This is a genomic window from Winogradskyella sp. HB-48 (assembly GCF_049942685.1).
Taxonomy (GTDB): domain Bacteria; phylum Bacteroidota; class Bacteroidia; order Flavobacteriales; family Flavobacteriaceae; genus Winogradskyella.
On sequence record NZ_CP187934.1, the window covers coordinates 2,978,198 to 2,994,796 of the forward strand.

A 16,599-nucleotide genomic window follows, 5' to 3' on the forward strand; every position below is an offset into this window, starting at 1 on the left:
TTAAGTATTAATAATTCATTCAATAATTAACAATAAGCGTTCCAAAATAAAATGATGCCATTTCGTCTAGCTTATCATTATTAACATCCCTTAAGTCTTTTTAACGTTTAGTTAAGAGCCTTGTGTAAGTTGACAGCTTAGTTTTGCAGGACTATTGTGTAACAATTGGAAAATAATATTGTCTTTAACCTAAGTAAATATCCATCAATCAAGCTTTCATGAACTTTCGTTCTATTGTTTTTATATTTATTCTGAGTTGCTGTATTGTTGCACATTCACAAGAAAACTCCGTTTTAACAAAACAGAAAAAAACACTCAATATTACCAGAACTTCTAAAAAACCTAAAATTGATGGTGTTTTAGATGATATCATCTGGAAAAATGCTCAAATCGCAACGGGTTTCATTCAGTTTAGACCAGATATTGGCAATACGCTACCGCCAGAACAACGAACGGAAGTGAAAATGACCTACGATGATAATGCTATATACGTAGCCGCATACCTGTACGATGATACCACAAAAATTATGAAGCAGCTCACCAGTCGTGATAATTTTGGTCAGAGCGACTTTTTTGCTGTGGTTTTAAACCCAAATAACGATGCCCAAAACGACACACAGTTTTTTGTATTCAGCTCTGGTCAACAAGCTGATGCCATTGCAAATCCGAGTATAGGTGAAGATTTTAGTTGGAATGCCGTTTGGCAAAGTGCCGTACAGATAGTAGATGATGGATGGATCGTGGAAATTGAAATACCATACAGAACCTTACGTTTTCCAGACCAAGAAGAACCAACTTGGGGACTTCAGTTTCATAGACACTTTAGACGATACCGTTCGCAATACACATGGAACGAATTCGACCCAACACAAGGTAATATTGGCTTATATCACGGTGAGCTAAAAGGTTTGAAAAACTTAAAGCCACCTGTTCGACTTAACCTCTATCCTTTTTCAACAGGAATCTTAAATAGTTTTGATGGAGATACCGAAACCGACCTAACCTTTGGTATGGACGTTAAATATGGTATCACAGATAACTTCACACTCGATGCAACTTTGGTACCAGACTTCAGCCAAGCTGGTTTTGACAGAGTGGTACTAAATCTTGGGCCTTTTGAGCAGACGTTTTCTGAACAACGTCAGTTTTTTACAGAAGGTGTCGATTTGTTTTCTAAAGGAGATTTGTTCTTTTCTAGACGGGTGGGTAACGCACCAAGTGGGCAACTAGATTTGGATGACAACGAAGAGGCTGACATACCCAACGAAGTTAAAGTTTTAAATGCCATAAAAGTTTCTGGGAGAACCAAAGGTGGCCTTGGTGTTGGTATTTTTAATGCCATTACCGAAAAAACATATGCCACTATCACCAATACAGATACAAACGAAAAACGTCGCGAGGTTGTAGAACCGTTCACCAATTACAATATTTTGGTCGTCGATCAGCAGTTTAATGGTAATTCTTCAATAAGCCTTATCAATACCAATGTAATGCGAGAGGGCGAATTTAGAGATGGTAATGCCACAGCACTTGTTACCAGTCTGCAAAACAAGAGAAACACCTATGTTATAAATGCAGAAGCCAAAATGAGTAACGTTAATTACCAAAATACAGAAAGCGAAACAGGCTATAGTACCTTTTTCTACATTGGTAAATCCCATGGAAATCTACGTTACAGTTTTGATCACCGTTTTGCAGATACCAAATACGAAATCAACGACTTAGGACTCATTTTTAGAAACAATTTTAACGATTTTGGGGCAGACATTTGGTACCAAACCTTTGAACCAAAAGGAAAATTAAACAATTATCGCATTAACGCTTGGATCAATTACAGAAACCTAGCTAATCCTGGTGTGTATACTGGTATGAATATTGGAGGACGCTATTTTGCGCAAACCAAAAATTTAAATGCCTACGGTTTTAATTTTAATATAGAACCAGGAAAGCAGTACGATTATTTTGAATCTAGGGATGGCAGACCTTTTATATTCGAAAACATTGCAAGTATTGGTGGATTCTATTCGTCTAACTACAACAAAGTTTTTGCCTTTGATATAGATGGAGGTCTCTTTAAAATCTTTGAGGATGGTAGGGATTTGTTTGGTTACAATATATTCTTAAGCCCAAGAGTAAGGCCAAACGATAAGCTACTTATGAGTTACAGTTTTAGTCTTAATATGTCTAATGGGTCGCGTGGATATGCCACATTTGAAGATGATCAACCTATTTTGGGAGAACGTAATCGTAAACGAGTAACCAATACCATTTCTGCCAATTATACGTTTAACCCTTTTAATTCACTTGCACTTACATTTAGACATTATTGGGATACGGTAAATTACGACTATGAACTATTTACCTTGCTGGATAATGGTCGTCTTACAACTGAACAAGGCTATACGGTAGATAATGTGAGCAACTCACCAAATATTAATTTTAGTACCTGGAATATAGACCTAAGCTACTCATGGCAATTTGCACCTGGCAGTTTCTTAACCGCTTTGTATAGAAACCAGCTATTTAATTTCGATACGATGTCTCAGGATAGTTATTCTGAGAGTTTAGATACACTTTTCGATCAACCAATACAGCATACCATTTCGGTAAGGTTGCAGTACTTCCTAGACTTTAATGGTATTAAATCTATTTTTAAAAAGAGAGACAATCCTCAAAGCGCACAAGCCAATACTTTCTTTACACCTAGAAACAGTTTCAGATTCAATTCGTAAGCTATTATCCGTTGATTCTGTATTTGATTGAATTCTACGTCAGTTCGAGTGATTTTGACTTGTCAAAATCGTATCGAGAACTGCTCTAGGGATTACTCTGCTTCTCGATACAAAATTGCTAATACAATTTCACTCGAAATGACCAAAAAACATAACCATCTAAAAGTCCAAAAATCTAAGCGTCTAATAATCTAAAAAATAGTATTTTCGCTGTTGTATGATAAAAGCGACCAACATTCACAAATCGTATAACGATTTACACGTTTTAAAAGGCGTAGATATTAACATTGCCGAAAGTGAAATCATCTCTATTGTTGGTGCATCAGGTGCTGGTAAAACCACTTTATTACAGATTTTAGGTACCTTAGATAAACCCGATTTTAAAAGTAACACCACGCTAGAAATCAACGGACAATCCATTACAGCACTTAACGATAAAGCCTTAGCCAAATTTAGAAACCAACACATCGGTTTTATCTTTCAGTTTCATCAGTTATTACCAGAGTTTACAGCGTTAGAAAACGTCTGCATACCTGCATTTATTAACAACACACCAAAAGCTGAGGCCGAAAAACGTGCTTTAGAATTGTTAGACTATTTAGGTTTAAAAGATCGCATACATCACAAACCCAATAGCATGTCTGGTGGTGAGCAGCAACGTGTAGCTGTAGCCAGAGCCTTGATTAACCAACCCAACATCATCTTTGCCGATGAGCCTTCTGGTAACTTAGATAGCGAATCTGCCGAGCAACTGCACCAACTCTTTTTTAAGTTAAGGGACGAGTTTAAACAAACCTTTGTAATTGTAACCCATAACCAAGATTTAGCCAACATGGCAGATCGTAAACTGACTATGGTGGATGGGAAGATTATATAACTTCTCACGCAACCTTTTTACAGTTTTATCATCTTAGGTTAAACTATTATATGCGCAAACTAATTTTATTGGTGTGTTTTAGCTTTCTGTGTTCGTGCTCTACAATACTGCATACCAAAAAAACCAAAGTTTACATACAAGCGCCTAAGAATACCAAAGTAAAGTTTAATGATGAAGAATTTTTAGTAAAGGAAGATAATGTTACAATTTTTCCAATACGCTCAAAAGACTCTTTAAAATTTGAACTTTCTAACGATAGCATTTCAACAGAATTTGCTTTTCCTAAAAAAACTTCTGGCACATTTTTTTTAAACTTTTTAACACCATATTACGCTGGCCTTTTTGTGGATTTTACTAACCCTAAAAGATTTACCTATAAGAGAAAACTAAATTTTGAAATCGATAGTACACAGAATAGATTTTTTAGCCCAAATACTCAACCTATTACCTTTAAAAAGAACGACCTTTTTGTTTATACCACACCTCTAAAAGCCATAGATGTTTTTTCGCAGCCCATGCTGACTTTGGGTGCAGAATATTTTATCACCGATAAGATAAGTCTTAGTGCAGAATATGGTACCGTTTTTACCGAAAGACTAGGAAGTGGTAGAAATCCTAAATTAATACTTGTTAAGGATAAAGGCAGAGCCTTTAGGTACGAACTTAAATATTATAATGTACTTAGTATTTCTAGTAACCCAAGAGTTAATGAATACATTGGTTTAGAGGCTCGTTTTTTAAGATATCAATTTAATGAAGACATCAGCTATATTAGGGAATTGGAAGAAATTTCATTTCCTATTGATGAAACATTAGTCGTACGCAAATCGGTAAACATATTTAACATAAAATACGGATTAAACTATCCTATAGGCAAAAGACTATTTATTGATTTATACTCTGGTTTTGGAGTAAGGATTTTTGACATTAAAAACCCTAATCGAAACTATAACCCAGAAACAGATAGCCTCAATGATGATGATCGTTGGCATTTTGATTATAGAAGGCGAAATGTTGAAGGAATAAATAGCAACAATCACTTTAATTTTACCTTGGGCTTTAAGTTTGGGTATAAATTCTAGTATAATCAGCTCAAAAGATTGTAATAGAAATCTTGGTTGCGCTTATGGGCTCCGGCTATGAACAGTTGTGTGTGTTTTCAAGGACTTTTGTAAGTACACAACAAGGTTAAAATTCCACAGGAATTTTCAGGATAAGCCTGTAAAAGCAATTGTTTATAGCCAATGTTGTATGCCGTTTTTATTTCATTTTATTAATTAAACCCAAATCAGGGTTTTTCTTTTGATATAAATGCTTAGCACGACATTTTTTAGCTAATAAATTTAATATTCTTTTGTCTCCCAATTCAGTTGCGCTAAAATCAATATTGTAATTTAAAACAGATAAAACATCAGACAAATAGAATGAGTTTTTATCCAAATTAATTATATAATTGTCAACTACTTTATTCCAATGTTTTGGTCTCTCTGCTATTAATAAAAGCATTAATTCGTGTTTGATTAAGCTGTTTGATTCATTTTCAGCTTTTTTAATTAACAAAGGACCCATTTTGGCTGAAAATAAGTCATCTTTAAAAAATCTAACGACATTTGTTGGTACAGCTAATAGAACTGCTTTTCTTTTTTCATTTGGGTCATCTATTAAAAAATCATCATCAGCTAATTCAAACTTTGCACCTTCAAATGTAGCTTTACCTCTATCAGCAAGTATAGGTGAAAGAGCAATCAATAATTTATTTATTTCAAGCCAAGCAACAGTAATGTTATTTAAAAGTTCCGATTTCATTTTATGGTCAACAAAATCGCTATTTCTTAAAGCACGAGAGGACGCAGATACTTGTTGCATTAATACAAGAAAGGAATAATCTCTAAGAACAGTATTAATAACCTGATTATAGGGTTTTATTTGATTGTAATATTTGTCGCTATACTTGTCTTTAACTTCATCAGGTAAACCAGAAGAAACAATATCTTCACCTATTTTCTTTTCTTCCCTTTCAAGATTTTCGATTTCAGGTTTCCAAGAAATGGACTTGTAAGGATTTATTGTGTCTGGGATATTTACTTTTGTCTTTACTGTCTGTAAAGTTTCAATTAAATCTTCGTTTAAGGTTTGAAGAGCGTCTTCTCTGTTTCTATCTATCCCTGTGTAAAATTCTATTATCTCTGGAAAGTCAACATATTTTTTTTGCGAGTAAATGCTTTGCAAAAAATCCTTGTTCATTTTCATTCTTTGAGCAATAAAATAAAATACCCAATAAGAATTACGGAAGTAAATTGTTTGAGTGAACTTATTATGTGTAAGTATAGAGTTATCTACAAGAAGATTTAAAAGATATACCAAGTCTAATTCTATAAAGTTCTGTTCGCAGAAATCTTTTAGTACAGTTTTAAATGTAGACTCAGTAAATTCAAAATCATTCTTTTCAACCAAGTATTGACAAAAGTATCCTAAAACGAAATTACAATCTTTTATATCAGGTTTTTTATCGTGATAAGTTGGTATTTCATAATCTTCAAAGATTGACGAAAGTATTGTCTCTAAAAGTTTCGTTCTATTAATTGGTGAGTACTCAGAACCAATTCTTGATGATGCTCTTAAAACACTTAAACAATTTTTTACCGTTCTATGAAGATTTAATATCTCTAAATCTTTAGTGACCTTTTCCAAGATAGTATCATTATCATCAGTTAAAGCTTTGTTTTTTGCATAAGAATTCACAACCGACCGTAATTCATTTTTTGGCAATGGAAGAAGATAGTAATTTGTAAATGGACGTTTAATTTCTACTTTATCATCTTCATCAGATTTAAGGAAAAAGTTGTTGTCAAGAGTATTTAATATTATAATTGGTATTTCAGTAAATTCTGTACATACGTTTTTTATCAAAGGCATCATCCCAAGCTCTTCAAAGCATACTGAATCAAGTATAATACAATCAATTTCTTTGATTTCTTTTTTATAATAGTCTTCTGACTCTCTTTTTAAGTCTTTTATGACTTTGTGTTTTTTAGTGTTCTTTGCATTGAAATACAAAAATGTTTTTCCTTGACTCCAAGCTTTTAATTTTAAATAATGTGCTAAGGAAGTAAGACCAAATTCAGCAGGTGCTTTTATTATTATGTCTTTTGGCTCATCAATTATTGAACTTATTTCAATTTTGTGTTCCAAGTTCTTATTTGGATTGTTAGGGACTTCTCTTTTTGAGCTAATAATAGGTTCTATCCAAACTGGACTTTTCTCATTATATGTTTTAAGTGAATTTTCTAAATCTTGATTTAATTTTTCAATTATAATATCAACTTCTTGAGCCTTCTCATTTGGATTTGATAGAGGTGAATTTTCTTTAATAAACAATTCAAGTTTTTCTTTTAATTGTTTTTTAAATACATCTTTGTTTTCAAAATCTACGTACAACCCTTTGTCTTGTATACTTGTTTTGAATTGTTTCACAAGTTTTCTTTGATTAACAATTTTATCAATTTCTGGGTGGTCAATATCGACACTATCTTTACCAAAAAAGAAAATTATTTTCGGTATACTATTATTTGATTTTTTCTTTCTGTCTAAGGCATCATTGAATTCGTGTTCTGTTCCACTTCCTGCTTTTTTAGTTGGATGCCCAAATCTGTTTTTCATTATTCCAATGAAAATATCATAATTAGACTTTTTAATATACTCGTCAATTATTTCTTGACCATTTTTTCCCATATCTGGTAGTACATCATATTCCCACATAAAAGGTTTAAAGTTTATGCCTAAATATTGTGCAAATCCATTATTTATTTCTTTTATTACTTGCTCGCAAATTTCTCTTTCCTCCTTACAATCTCCTGGTGAAGAAATAAAGCATTTATAGACTTTCAATAATTCCATATGATGTTTTGTAGTTTGTTGGGTTTAAATGGCATACAACGTTAAGATATAGTTCCGTTTCAATGAACCATATCGATTGATACCTGTCTACCGATAGGCAGAAGCGAAGTTCGCATTTTTAACCCAAGAAGTCAATACGTAAAGTCACGTATTTTTCAAACCAAAACCTATAAAAATTAAAAAACTTACCAATCTGTTTTAAGTCTTATATTTGCTTTTATAACATTTATAAAACAAGAAAATGAAAAAAATACTAGTAGCCTTATTGCTGTGCATTAGCACCTTAGCCTTTTCGCAAGAAAAAACGTTGTTACGTCTTAACTATAAAAAAGGAGATGTTTATGAAATAAAAACCGTAATGAACCAAAACATGGGCGAGGTAATGACAATGGATATGGATATGACCATGAGCCTTAACGTTACGGAGGTTAAAGACAATAATATTACAACAGAAGCTACATTTAACCATGTAAAAATGAGCATGGAATCTATGGGTCAGAAAATGGCATACGATTCTAATACCAAAGAGTCCGAAATGGATCCATTTGCCCAAGGTGCGCATGCAGAAATGAAAAAGCTAATAGAATCTGTTGTACTTATTGAAAATGATACACGAGGAAATATTACCAATACAGAGCTTAAATCTGGTACGGCAGACATTAGTGCCTTTAAAGACAATATGGGTGGTATGATATATCCTGAAGATCCCGTTGAAGTTGGTACCACATGGTCTGCTTCAAAAGAACAACAAGGTATGACTATTGAAAGCACGTATAAAGTCACAGCCATTACGGATGATACTGTAGAATTAGAGGTAACAGGAAAAATTACTGGTACAGCTGAAGGCACTTTAGATGGAAAAAGTAATATTAATAAAGAAACCGGAAACGTTATAAAGTCTGAAGTTAACATGGCTTTTACTGTAGAAGGACAAAAGGTTGGGTCTACTATTACAATAACATCTACTAAAAAATAAGTTGGTAACCACTTTCTAATAATAATTTAGATACCATTCATTATTAAAGTGAATGGTATTTTTTTAGCAGTCACAAAGCGCATAATACCAGAACATTATTCAACCTAACTTATTATTCTAAAAATGCTATTGGATTTAATAAGCTAAGTTTACCAAATCTTTAATTTTTTGTTAATATCTACCGCACATTTAGTGGTTTTTAAATACATAAATCTGTATTTTCGTTATCCCAAAAAACAAATGCATGACCGTAACAGGATTTGAACCTATAATTAAAGTGGTAGAAGAGGCTTACGAAATTCCACATCTTAATGCTACTCGTAAAATCTCGGCATTATTACCTTATAATTATTACGACACCGACAAACACTATCCTGTACTCTATCTTCAAGATGGTCAAAATCTATTCAACCCAGAAGCTCCATATGGAGATTGGGCCATAGACAAATCTATGGCAAAACTGTCTGAAGAAGGCTTGGGAGATCTTATTATCATTGCTGTAGACCATGGCGAAAATGAGCGTATAAGCGAGTATCTACCCTATTACCATCCTCGTTTTGGAGAAGGTAAAGGCAATTTTTACATTCAGTTTGTAATTGAAAAGTTGATTCCCTACGTCAACAAGACTTTTAGGACCTTAACAGATTTTGAAAATACTGGTATTGGAGGTAGTTCTATGGGTGGCTTAATTAGTCTTCATGCTGGTTTACAAAATCCTGGTGTGTTTGGTAAATTAATGATTTTTTCACCTAGCCTTTGGATATCCAATACTATATTTAAACATACCAAAAGCTTTAAACCACTTGAGGAATCCAAGATTTACCTGTATGCTGGTGGCAAAGAAAGTATAGAGCATTTGCCAAACGCGCAAAGATTAGGAGGTATTATTAAGGAAAAAATGGTTAAAGGCCACCATATCGATTTTCATTTTTCTATAAATGATGATGGTAGCCACTCGGAGATTTATTGGAGAGAGGAATTTCCTAAAGCCGTAAAATGGCTTTACTTTAATTCTTAAGTTATGACTTTTAAACATATAAAAACATTAGACACTTCTAAGGATTTTATTTTGCCTTGCAAAAAAGGAGAATTAGATACGGTCAAAGCATTTCTACCTATTCAACAACCCGATTTTGATGGTAGTTTTGCAAGCTATCAACTTATCTATGGCTCAGAAGGCAATCGTATTTACTTACTAGGATTGGGTGAAGATAAGCATGCGCCTCAGATTGAGGAAACCTTTAGAAATTTGTGTTTTAACACCAAAAAACATTGGGATAAATCCATACAGGTGTATGCTGAAAACTTAAATACAGATAGCATTAGGAAAGCCGTGATTGGGTTGGAGATGGCAGAGTACAATATTGGTGCTTTCAAGTCCGAAAAGGAGAAATTAAGTCAAAAAACTATTGCTTTTGCATCTTCAAAATCCATAATGAAACATCTAGAGGAAGGTCTGTATACAGGTGAAACCATCAATAGCATTAAAGCTTTAGTAGATGCACCACCTAATATTAAAACACCAGAGTATCTAGGAAAATGGGCTTCTAAATCTTCTAAAAACGCTAATTACAAATGTACCGTTCTAAAAGAAAAAGAGCTTAAAAAACAAGGTTTTGATGCTGTGCTTTCTGTTGGACGAGGTAGCGTTAATAAACCTGTGGTCATCATTAATGAATATAAAGGAAAAGAGACCAAAAAAACAGACATTGTACTTGTAGGTAAAGGCATTACCTTCGATTCTGGGGGACTTTCCATAAAACCAGCAACCAATCTTCACTATATGAAAAGTGATATGGGAGGTGCTGCGGCTGTTCTTGGAGTTGTTGAGCTTATTGCCAAATTAAAACTTAATATCAACGTAACTGGTATTGTATGTTCTGCAGAAAATGCTGTAGATGCTGAGAGTTACAGACCTGGAGACGTCATCAACTCCTACTCTGGTAAAACCATAGAAATTATCGATACCGATGCCGAAGGGCGTTTGTGTTTGGCAGATGGTATTAGTTATGCTGTTAAAAAAATAAAACCTAATTATCTTATAGATTTAGCCACGTTGACAGGTAGCGTTGTTAGAACGTTAGGTTACTCTGCTGCTGGTATGTTTACTAACAATGATGATATGGCGCAATCGATGTCTAACATTGGCACTAAAGTACACGAACGTGTTTGGCGTTTGCCTATGTATGAGGATTATGAGGAAGATTTACATAGCGATGTTGCTGACCTTAGAAACTTTAGTGGAAAGCCTATTGCTGGTGCTATTAATGCCGCAAAATTTTTAGAAGCCTTTACCGAAGAACATCCTAATTGGTTACACTTGGATATTGCAGGAGTCGCTTTTGGGTCATCATCTTATGCTAAAATGAAAAGTGCTTCTGGTTATGGTGTTCAATTGATTACAGAATTTATAAAGGAAAAGATTTCAAAATAATTATGGGTTTTTGTAACTTGATTTTAAAACCAATACACCATGTCAAAAAAAGCGCTCAATTTTCTCTGCATCTCAACCTATTTTAAAGGCGAAGACTTTCTTAGAAGCTGTAAGGCTCAAGGAAATAATGTTTTTTTGCTCACCAAGAAAAAACTAGAGTTTGAAGCTTGGCCTTGGGAAGCTATTGATGAGGTGTTTTATATTGAAGATTGGAATCAAAACGATATTACTAAAGGTATTGCCTACACATTCCGAACGATTAAGTTTGATCGTTTTGTTGCCCTCGATGATTTTGATGTAGAAAAAGTGGCCCTTTTACGTGAGCATTTTAGAATGCCTGGTATGGGAAGAACCACTGCACATTATTTTAGGGATAAACTCGCCATGCGTGTAAAAGCTAAAAGTGAAGGTGTTAATGTACCTGAATTTACAGATTTATTCCATAATGACGATATCAATGCGTATGCAGACACAGTTAGCCCACCATGGTTAATTAAACCACGTTTAGAAGCTTCTGCAACTGGCATTAAAAAAATACACAGCAAAGAAGAACTTTGGCAGGTGATTAATAACTTAGGTGATGAACGCGATAATTATTTAGTCGAAAAATTTGCGCCAGGAGATGTGTATCATGTTGATGGTCTTAATGTCGATGGAAAGGTAAAATTCTCTAGAGTGAGCAAATATTTAGACACACCTTTTGAAGTAGCTCATGGTGGAGGTGTTTTTAGATCGGCAAGCTGTGAGATTGGCTCAAAAACCGAAAAGGCATTACAAAAAATGAATGCCGATGTAATGAAAGCCTTTGGTATGAAATTTGGCGCTTCACATACCGAATTCATTCAATCTAAGGCTACTGGCGAACTGTTTTTTTTAGAAACATCCTCACGCGTTGGTGGTGCCAATTTAGCAGAAATGGTACAATATGCTTCTGGTATCAACCTTTGGGCAGAATGGGCTAAAATTGAAGATGCTAATCTTAGACAAATTGCTTACAAACTACCTAAAGTAAAAAATCAATATGCAGGGATTGTAGTGTCTCTAAGCCGTTTTGAGCATCCAGATACATCGAGTTTTACAGATAAGGAAATTGTTTGGCGAATGAATAAACCTTGGCATATTGGTTTAATTGTCGTTTCAGACTCAAGCGAACGTGTGATGGATTTATTGAATAATTACACACAGCGCATTGCCAACGAATTTCATGCTAGTGCTCCTGCTCCAGATAAGTCTTTATAGCATTTAGTTTTCAAAAAAACCTGTACTACCTCCAACCCAGGTTTTGTCTTTGTTGTACTTAACGCCTACCATTTCCCCTTTGCTCAATCTCACAAGGTTACTGGCAATTTCAATTGTATTGGTTTTGCTATTGTGTACCATCATCATTCGTACTTCACATTTAGCAGGCACATCCATAGTTTCTATGATTGGTGCATACACTACCTTTTCTTGCAACAGATAGTTAGATTTATTAGCAATGCTCTCAATCGTGTTTTTAGTGACATTTATATGAACACCCGAGCCAGCAAAAGAAAACAAAGGTTTTAAAACATAATTCTCTAAGTCTTCAGGAATGGTTTTTAGCTTATCTAAATGATAGGATTTTGGGACGTAATCGCCTTTTAAAAATGGCATAGTATACTTACTGATTCTAAAAAACCAGTTTGGATGACAAACCCACTCAACATCAACCTCATCTTGAAATCTGAATTGCCCTACCAGATCCTTTCGTTGGTGCAATTCATCAAAAATAATACGGTTATAGATTTTAAGGATTCTTATCTCATCACCATTATCGTCTTTATAGAACAATTCCTTTCCTCGCTTTATCAACTTGGTGATACATATGGTTTTAATACCCAACATAGCTTCAGTAGCATAGAAATCTATAGCGGTTGGTTGTTCGTCAGGTTCAATCTCAAGTAAAATAACTTGTTTTGGGTCTGTATCGCCGACTATTTCTGTTCGCAACAACTCAATATAGTCTTCAGTTGTCATGCCATTAAGATGCTGAGAATATTCTAACGGAATAACATCTCCAAAATGCTTGCGGTACATTCTACCTAAGAGTTCCTGAAAAAAATACAATGATGGAAAACCTTGTAACTCAATTAATTTAGGTGTGAGTTCTCCATTTTCATCTTTACAGATTCCAAAATCTAACTGAATAAACTTTGGTGGCCCAACTTCATTAGGAACAATTGTATTTTCATCAAAAAAAGCATCTTTAGTTAGCTCTTTAAAATCTGGTCGGTTAATGACCTTTAAAATATCGCTACAAGCATCTACCAACTTTTGTTTTAGCGCTTTAGGTATGAAAATTGGGGTTTCGGCAATTTTAAACCTTACCTTATAATTAAACGCAGTATTAATATCATCTAACAATGCTTGATATTTTTCTTCAGAAAAATTCTTGTTATAAGTCGCTCTTATGTTTTTTATCATTGTAACTAAGACATTAATGGTTGTTTAGCTTGTACAATAGCGTTTTTTATAAATCTTGGAATGATGGCATTGTAGGTTAAGAATAATTTATCTGGATCATCTACCCTATCCATCATTTGGTTATATTTTTCTTCACCAAAACTCTCAACAACAATTTTTCTATTTTTTTCAAGCTTAAAATAAGCCTTCATGCTTACAGGTTCAGCCTCAGGATGAAATTGTGTACCAACAAATTCTTTAGAAAAACGTACGGCCATGATGGCGCGCTCTAGCTCTACATGGGTGCGGATTTTTTCCAAACTCAAAATAGTAGCTCCATGTTTTTTGAATACGGATAATTTTGGCTGAATAAGTTGCCAATCTCTTGAATCTACAGCATAAAAAGGGTCTGGTAAACCCTTCAATATTAAGTCATTATGTCCTTTTTTGGTTTGATGTACTTGAAGAATACCAAATGATGTACTACGCCTTGGCTTAATTTCACCTAATTCAAAATAATCGCAAATCACTTGAAACGAATAACATATAAAAAATACATGCTTCTTTTTAGCTAGTGACATTTTATTGAAATCCCATAGATTTTGCATTAAATCCAAGTAAGGCTGACGCCAGGGCTCTTGCTCTAAAGGGCTTCCTGGTCCACCACTAGAAATATAAATGTCATACGAACTATCAGGAATTTCATTTTTAGCTCTTACATCATAAATCTTATAATCTATATCTTCATGGAACTTTTGAACAATCTCTGTGATGCAACGCAACCCTTGATTAGGCTGGGCATCATTCATGTCCAAAATTGCTAATTTTAATTTATCTATCATTTTTAATTGTAGGTCATTACAAGCCTAAAATAGTTTGCTCAGCAATATAATCTACTACTTTAGTGAGGTCTTTAGTTTTTTCGAAAACGGCCAATTGACGATCTGCTCCTGTGCCATCCTTTATCATTTGCCTAACGTTTTCAACTTCTTTTCTTGAGCCTAGATCATCTACCACATCATCAACAAACTCTAACAGCTCTTCCATTAAATCTTTGGTGTCGACTTCTATTTTTTTGCCAAAGTCTATCATTTTTCCATCCAATCCATAGCGACTTGCTCTCCATTTATTCTCATTAATGAGCGCTCTGTGATAGATGATAAAATTCAAGTTTTGGGTTTTTAGTTTATACAGTTTAGCAACTAATGCTTGTATTAAAGCAGCAATGGTCAAGGTTTCTTCATACATCATAGGCACATCACAAATCCTAACCTCCAAAGTAGGATATGTAGGATGAATACGAATATCCCACCATATTTTCTTAGGATTATCGATACAATTGGTCTTTATCAAAGTATCAATATAGTTGGTGTACTGTGAATAGTTTTCGAAGATACCTGGAATTCCTGTTCTTGGAAATTTATCAAATACCTTAGACCTAAAGGATTTAAAACCTGTATTTCTACCTTCCCAAAATGGCGAGTTAGTTGACAATGCATAAAGGTGCGGTAAGAAGTAACGCATAGCGTTAGAAATATGAAGTGCCAAATCTTTGTCTGCGATACCAACATGCACATGAAGTCCAAAAATTAAATTAGAACGTGCTGTATCTTGCAGTTCATTAATAATTTCATCGTAGCGTGGATTTGGAGTCAATAACTGGGTTTCCCACTTAGAAAATGGATGCGTGCCTGCTGCTGCAATATCAAACCCTAAATCCTTGGCTATATTAGATATTGACTTGCGTAAGTGCTTTATTTGATGCCTAGCATCTGTGATGTCTTCACAAATATTTGTACCTACTTCTACAACAGCCTGATGCATCTCTGCCTTTACCTGTTCGCCTAGAACATTTGAAGCTTCAGCAACAATTTTTTGATCGTGGGATATCAACTCACGAGTTTTAGGATCAATGACCTGATACTCTTCTTCAATACCTAATGTAAACTTCATATGTAATATGTGATTAATTAAACCTGACCACTTATATGGTCAGGTTATTAACTCTATTCTAGTTTTATTTCTTTGTTGTGGTTCTTTTAGTCGTTGCTTTCTTTGCGACTGTTTTTTTAGCTGTTGCCTTTTTTGGTGTTGCCTTTTTTGGTGTTGCCTTTGCCGCAGGTGTCTTTACAGTAGCTTTTTTTGGTGCTGCCTTTTTAGATGCTGCTGTTTTAGTTGCAGAAGTTTTAACAACCGCTTTGTTAGCCGTAGCCTTTGAGGCTGCTGCTTTAACTGTTGGCTTTTTTGGAGCAGATTTCTTTACAGGTGCCTTTTTAGCAGGTGCTTTTTTAGCCGGTGCTTTTGCAGTTGCCATCTGATCTTTTACAAAAGTTCCCCAAGTAAGGTTCATTTTTCCTTTTTTGTACTGCTTTGCCTTTTCAATTGCCAAATTAGCCGCATTCTCAACAATCCAATCAAAGTTCTCTTGACCCACGGAATGAATATCTGCGTCTGGTGCTGGATTACAAAAATCTATAGCATAAGGTATACCATCTCTTACCGCAAATTCAACAGTATTGAAATCATAGCCTAAAGCTTTGTTTAGTTTGATACAGTATTTCTCAACCAAGTTTAATAGTTTCTTATCCACAGGAGGTCCATCAATAACGTATCTTAAATGATGTGGATTTCTTGGTTCATATTGCATAATATGAACTTTATCTGTACCCAAAACGTAGCATCTAAAATATTCTTGAAACTGTATTTCTTCCTGAAGCATCATAACTAAGTGCTCTGTTTCACCATGCTTAGCCCATAAATCATCAGGATTTTCAACTTTATACACACTTTTCCATCCACCACCATCGTGAGGCTTCATATATGCTGGGAATCCAACAGTATTGAACATTTTTTCCCAATCAAATGGAAATTTCATGTTTCTAAATGAGTTCTCGTCCGTGTTTGGAGGTCTGTGAGATGTTGGTAAAATGAAAGTCTTTGGTACTGGCACACCTATCTTTTCAGCAAGTGCATTATTAAAAAACTTTTCGTCTGCACTCCACCAAAATGGATTATTGATCACCGCAGTACCTGTTATAGCTGCATTTTTTAAATAAGCTCTGTAGAAAGGCACATCTTGAGATATTCTATCTATAATTACTGCATACTCATCTGATTTTGCCTGCTCAACAGTATCAATAGACACAGCTTCAGCTACCATATCTTTAATGCCTTGTACTTTTATTTTTTCGTTTACTCTGTCTATAAATGCCCATGGAAATGTATTTTCCTGACCGAATAAAATTCCTATTTTTTTCAT

General features: G+C 34.4%; 11 protein-coding genes and 1 pseudogene. 7 read left to right on the forward strand and 5 right to left on the reverse strand.

All coding sequences use genetic code 11. The features are described 5' to 3' along the window. The first annotated feature begins 218 nt into the window (after positions 1 to 218). The 3 genes from ACPX19_RS13410 to ACPX19_RS13420 all read left to right on the forward strand — a co-directional run bounded on the left by ACPX19_RS13410 (position 219) and on the right by ACPX19_RS13420 (position 4,691). Positions 219 to 2,732, forward strand: coding sequence for a DUF5916 domain-containing protein (locus tag ACPX19_RS13410; RefSeq protein WP_426430544.1), 2,514 nt, complete (start codon positions 219 to 221; stop codon positions 2,730 to 2,732). Positions 2,733 to 2,949: 217 nt separating this feature from the next. Further along, entirely contained in the window at positions 2,950 to 3,609 is a 660-nt protein-coding gene (locus ACPX19_RS13415; RefSeq protein WP_426430545.1) for an ABC transporter ATP-binding protein, read from the forward strand. Positions 3,610 to 3,659: 50 nt separating this feature from the next. After that, complete coding sequence (locus tag ACPX19_RS13420; protein WP_426430546.1) at positions 3,660 to 4,691, forward strand: hypothetical protein; 1,032 nt, start codon at positions 3,660 to 3,662, stop codon at positions 4,689 to 4,691. Between the two features lie 178 nt (positions 4,692 to 4,869). Here ACPX19_RS13420 and ACPX19_RS13425 read toward each other — a convergent pair whose 3' ends face one another. Then, positions 4,870 to 7,506, reverse strand: coding sequence for a DUF4062 domain-containing protein (locus tag ACPX19_RS13425; protein WP_426430547.1), 2,637 nt, complete (start codon positions 7,504 to 7,506; stop codon positions 4,870 to 4,872). Positions 7,507 to 7,747: 241 nt separating this feature from the next. Here ACPX19_RS13425 and ACPX19_RS13430 point away from each other — a divergent pair, with 241 nt between their 5' ends. From ACPX19_RS13430 to ACPX19_RS13445, 4 genes are all read left to right on the forward strand, one after another. Beyond that, a complete protein-coding gene (locus tag ACPX19_RS13430) occupies positions 7,748 to 8,482 on the forward strand; it encodes a DUF6263 family protein (protein WP_426430548.1) in 735 nt (244 codons plus the stop codon). Between the two features lie 244 nt (positions 8,483 to 8,726). Continuing rightward, positions 8,727 to 9,500 (forward strand): alpha/beta hydrolase, encoded by a 774-nt coding sequence (locus ACPX19_RS13435; protein ID WP_426430549.1) that lies wholly within the window; start codon positions 8,727 to 8,729, stop codon positions 9,498 to 9,500. Positions 9,501 to 9,503: 3 nt separating this feature from the next. Then, the gene (locus ACPX19_RS13440) at positions 9,504 to 10,916 is read left to right on the forward strand and encodes a leucyl aminopeptidase family protein (protein ID WP_426430550.1); all 1,413 of its coding nucleotides are present in this window, start codon (positions 9,504 to 9,506) and stop codon (positions 10,914 to 10,916) included. Between the two features lie 39 nt (positions 10,917 to 10,955). Next, complete coding sequence (locus tag ACPX19_RS13445) at positions 10,956 to 12,155, forward strand: ATP-grasp domain-containing protein (RefSeq protein ID WP_426430551.1); 1,200 nt, start codon at positions 10,956 to 10,958, stop codon at positions 12,153 to 12,155. A gap of 3 nt (positions 12,156 to 12,158) precedes the next feature. Here the strand turns inward: ACPX19_RS13445 and ACPX19_RS13450 are convergent, their stop codons facing one another. From ACPX19_RS13450 to ACPX19_RS13465, 4 genes and pseudogenes are all read right to left on the reverse strand, one after another. Then, positions 12,159 to 13,361 (reverse strand): hypothetical protein, encoded by a 1,203-nt coding sequence (locus ACPX19_RS13450; protein WP_426430552.1) that lies wholly within the window; start codon positions 13,359 to 13,361, stop codon positions 12,159 to 12,161. 5 nt (positions 13,362 to 13,366) lie between these two features. Continuing rightward, the gene (locus ACPX19_RS13455; protein ID WP_426430553.1) at positions 13,367 to 14,182 is read right to left on the reverse strand and encodes a type 1 glutamine amidotransferase; all 816 of its coding nucleotides are present in this window, start codon (positions 14,180 to 14,182) and stop codon (positions 13,367 to 13,369) included. A 16-nt stretch (positions 14,183 to 14,198) separates the two neighbouring features. Beyond that, complete coding sequence (locus tag ACPX19_RS13460) at positions 14,199 to 15,293, reverse strand: carboxylate-amine ligase (protein ID WP_426430554.1); 1,095 nt, start codon at positions 15,291 to 15,293, stop codon at positions 14,199 to 14,201. 358 nt (positions 15,294 to 15,651) lie between these two features. After that, positions 15,652 to 16,599, reverse strand: a pseudogene (locus ACPX19_RS13465) (ATP-grasp domain-containing protein); the annotation flags it as partial.

Coding starts and splice junctions, on each gene's coding strand:
- ACPX19_RS13410 (WP_426430544.1), top strand. CDS start 219: ATGAACTTTCGTTCTATTGTTTTTATATTTATTCTGAGTTGCTGTATT.
- ACPX19_RS13415 (WP_426430545.1), top strand. CDS start 2,950: ATGATAAAAGCGACCAACATTCACAAATCGTATAACGATTTACACGTT.
- ACPX19_RS13420 (WP_426430546.1), top strand. CDS start 3,660: ATGCGCAAACTAATTTTATTGGTGTGTTTTAGCTTTCTGTGTTCGTGC.
- ACPX19_RS13425 (WP_426430547.1), bottom strand. CDS start 7,506: ATGGAATTATTGAAAGTCTATAAATGCTTTATTTCTTCACCAGGAGAT.
- ACPX19_RS13430 (WP_426430548.1), top strand. CDS start 7,748: ATGAAAAAAATACTAGTAGCCTTATTGCTGTGCATTAGCACCTTAGCC.
- ACPX19_RS13435 (WP_426430549.1), top strand. CDS start 8,727: ATGACCGTAACAGGATTTGAACCTATAATTAAAGTGGTAGAAGAGGCT.
- ACPX19_RS13440 (WP_426430550.1), top strand. CDS start 9,504: ATGACTTTTAAACATATAAAAACATTAGACACTTCTAAGGATTTTATT.
- ACPX19_RS13445 (WP_426430551.1), top strand. CDS start 10,956: ATGTCAAAAAAAGCGCTCAATTTTCTCTGCATCTCAACCTATTTTAAA.
- ACPX19_RS13450 (WP_426430552.1), bottom strand. CDS start 13,361: ATGATAAAAAACATAAGAGCGACTTATAACAAGAATTTTTCTGAAGAA.
- ACPX19_RS13455 (WP_426430553.1), bottom strand. CDS start 14,182: ATGATAGATAAATTAAAATTAGCAATTTTGGACATGAATGATGCCCAG.
- ACPX19_RS13460 (WP_426430554.1), bottom strand. CDS start 15,293: ATGAAGTTTACATTAGGTATTGAAGAAGAGTATCAGGTCATTGATCCT.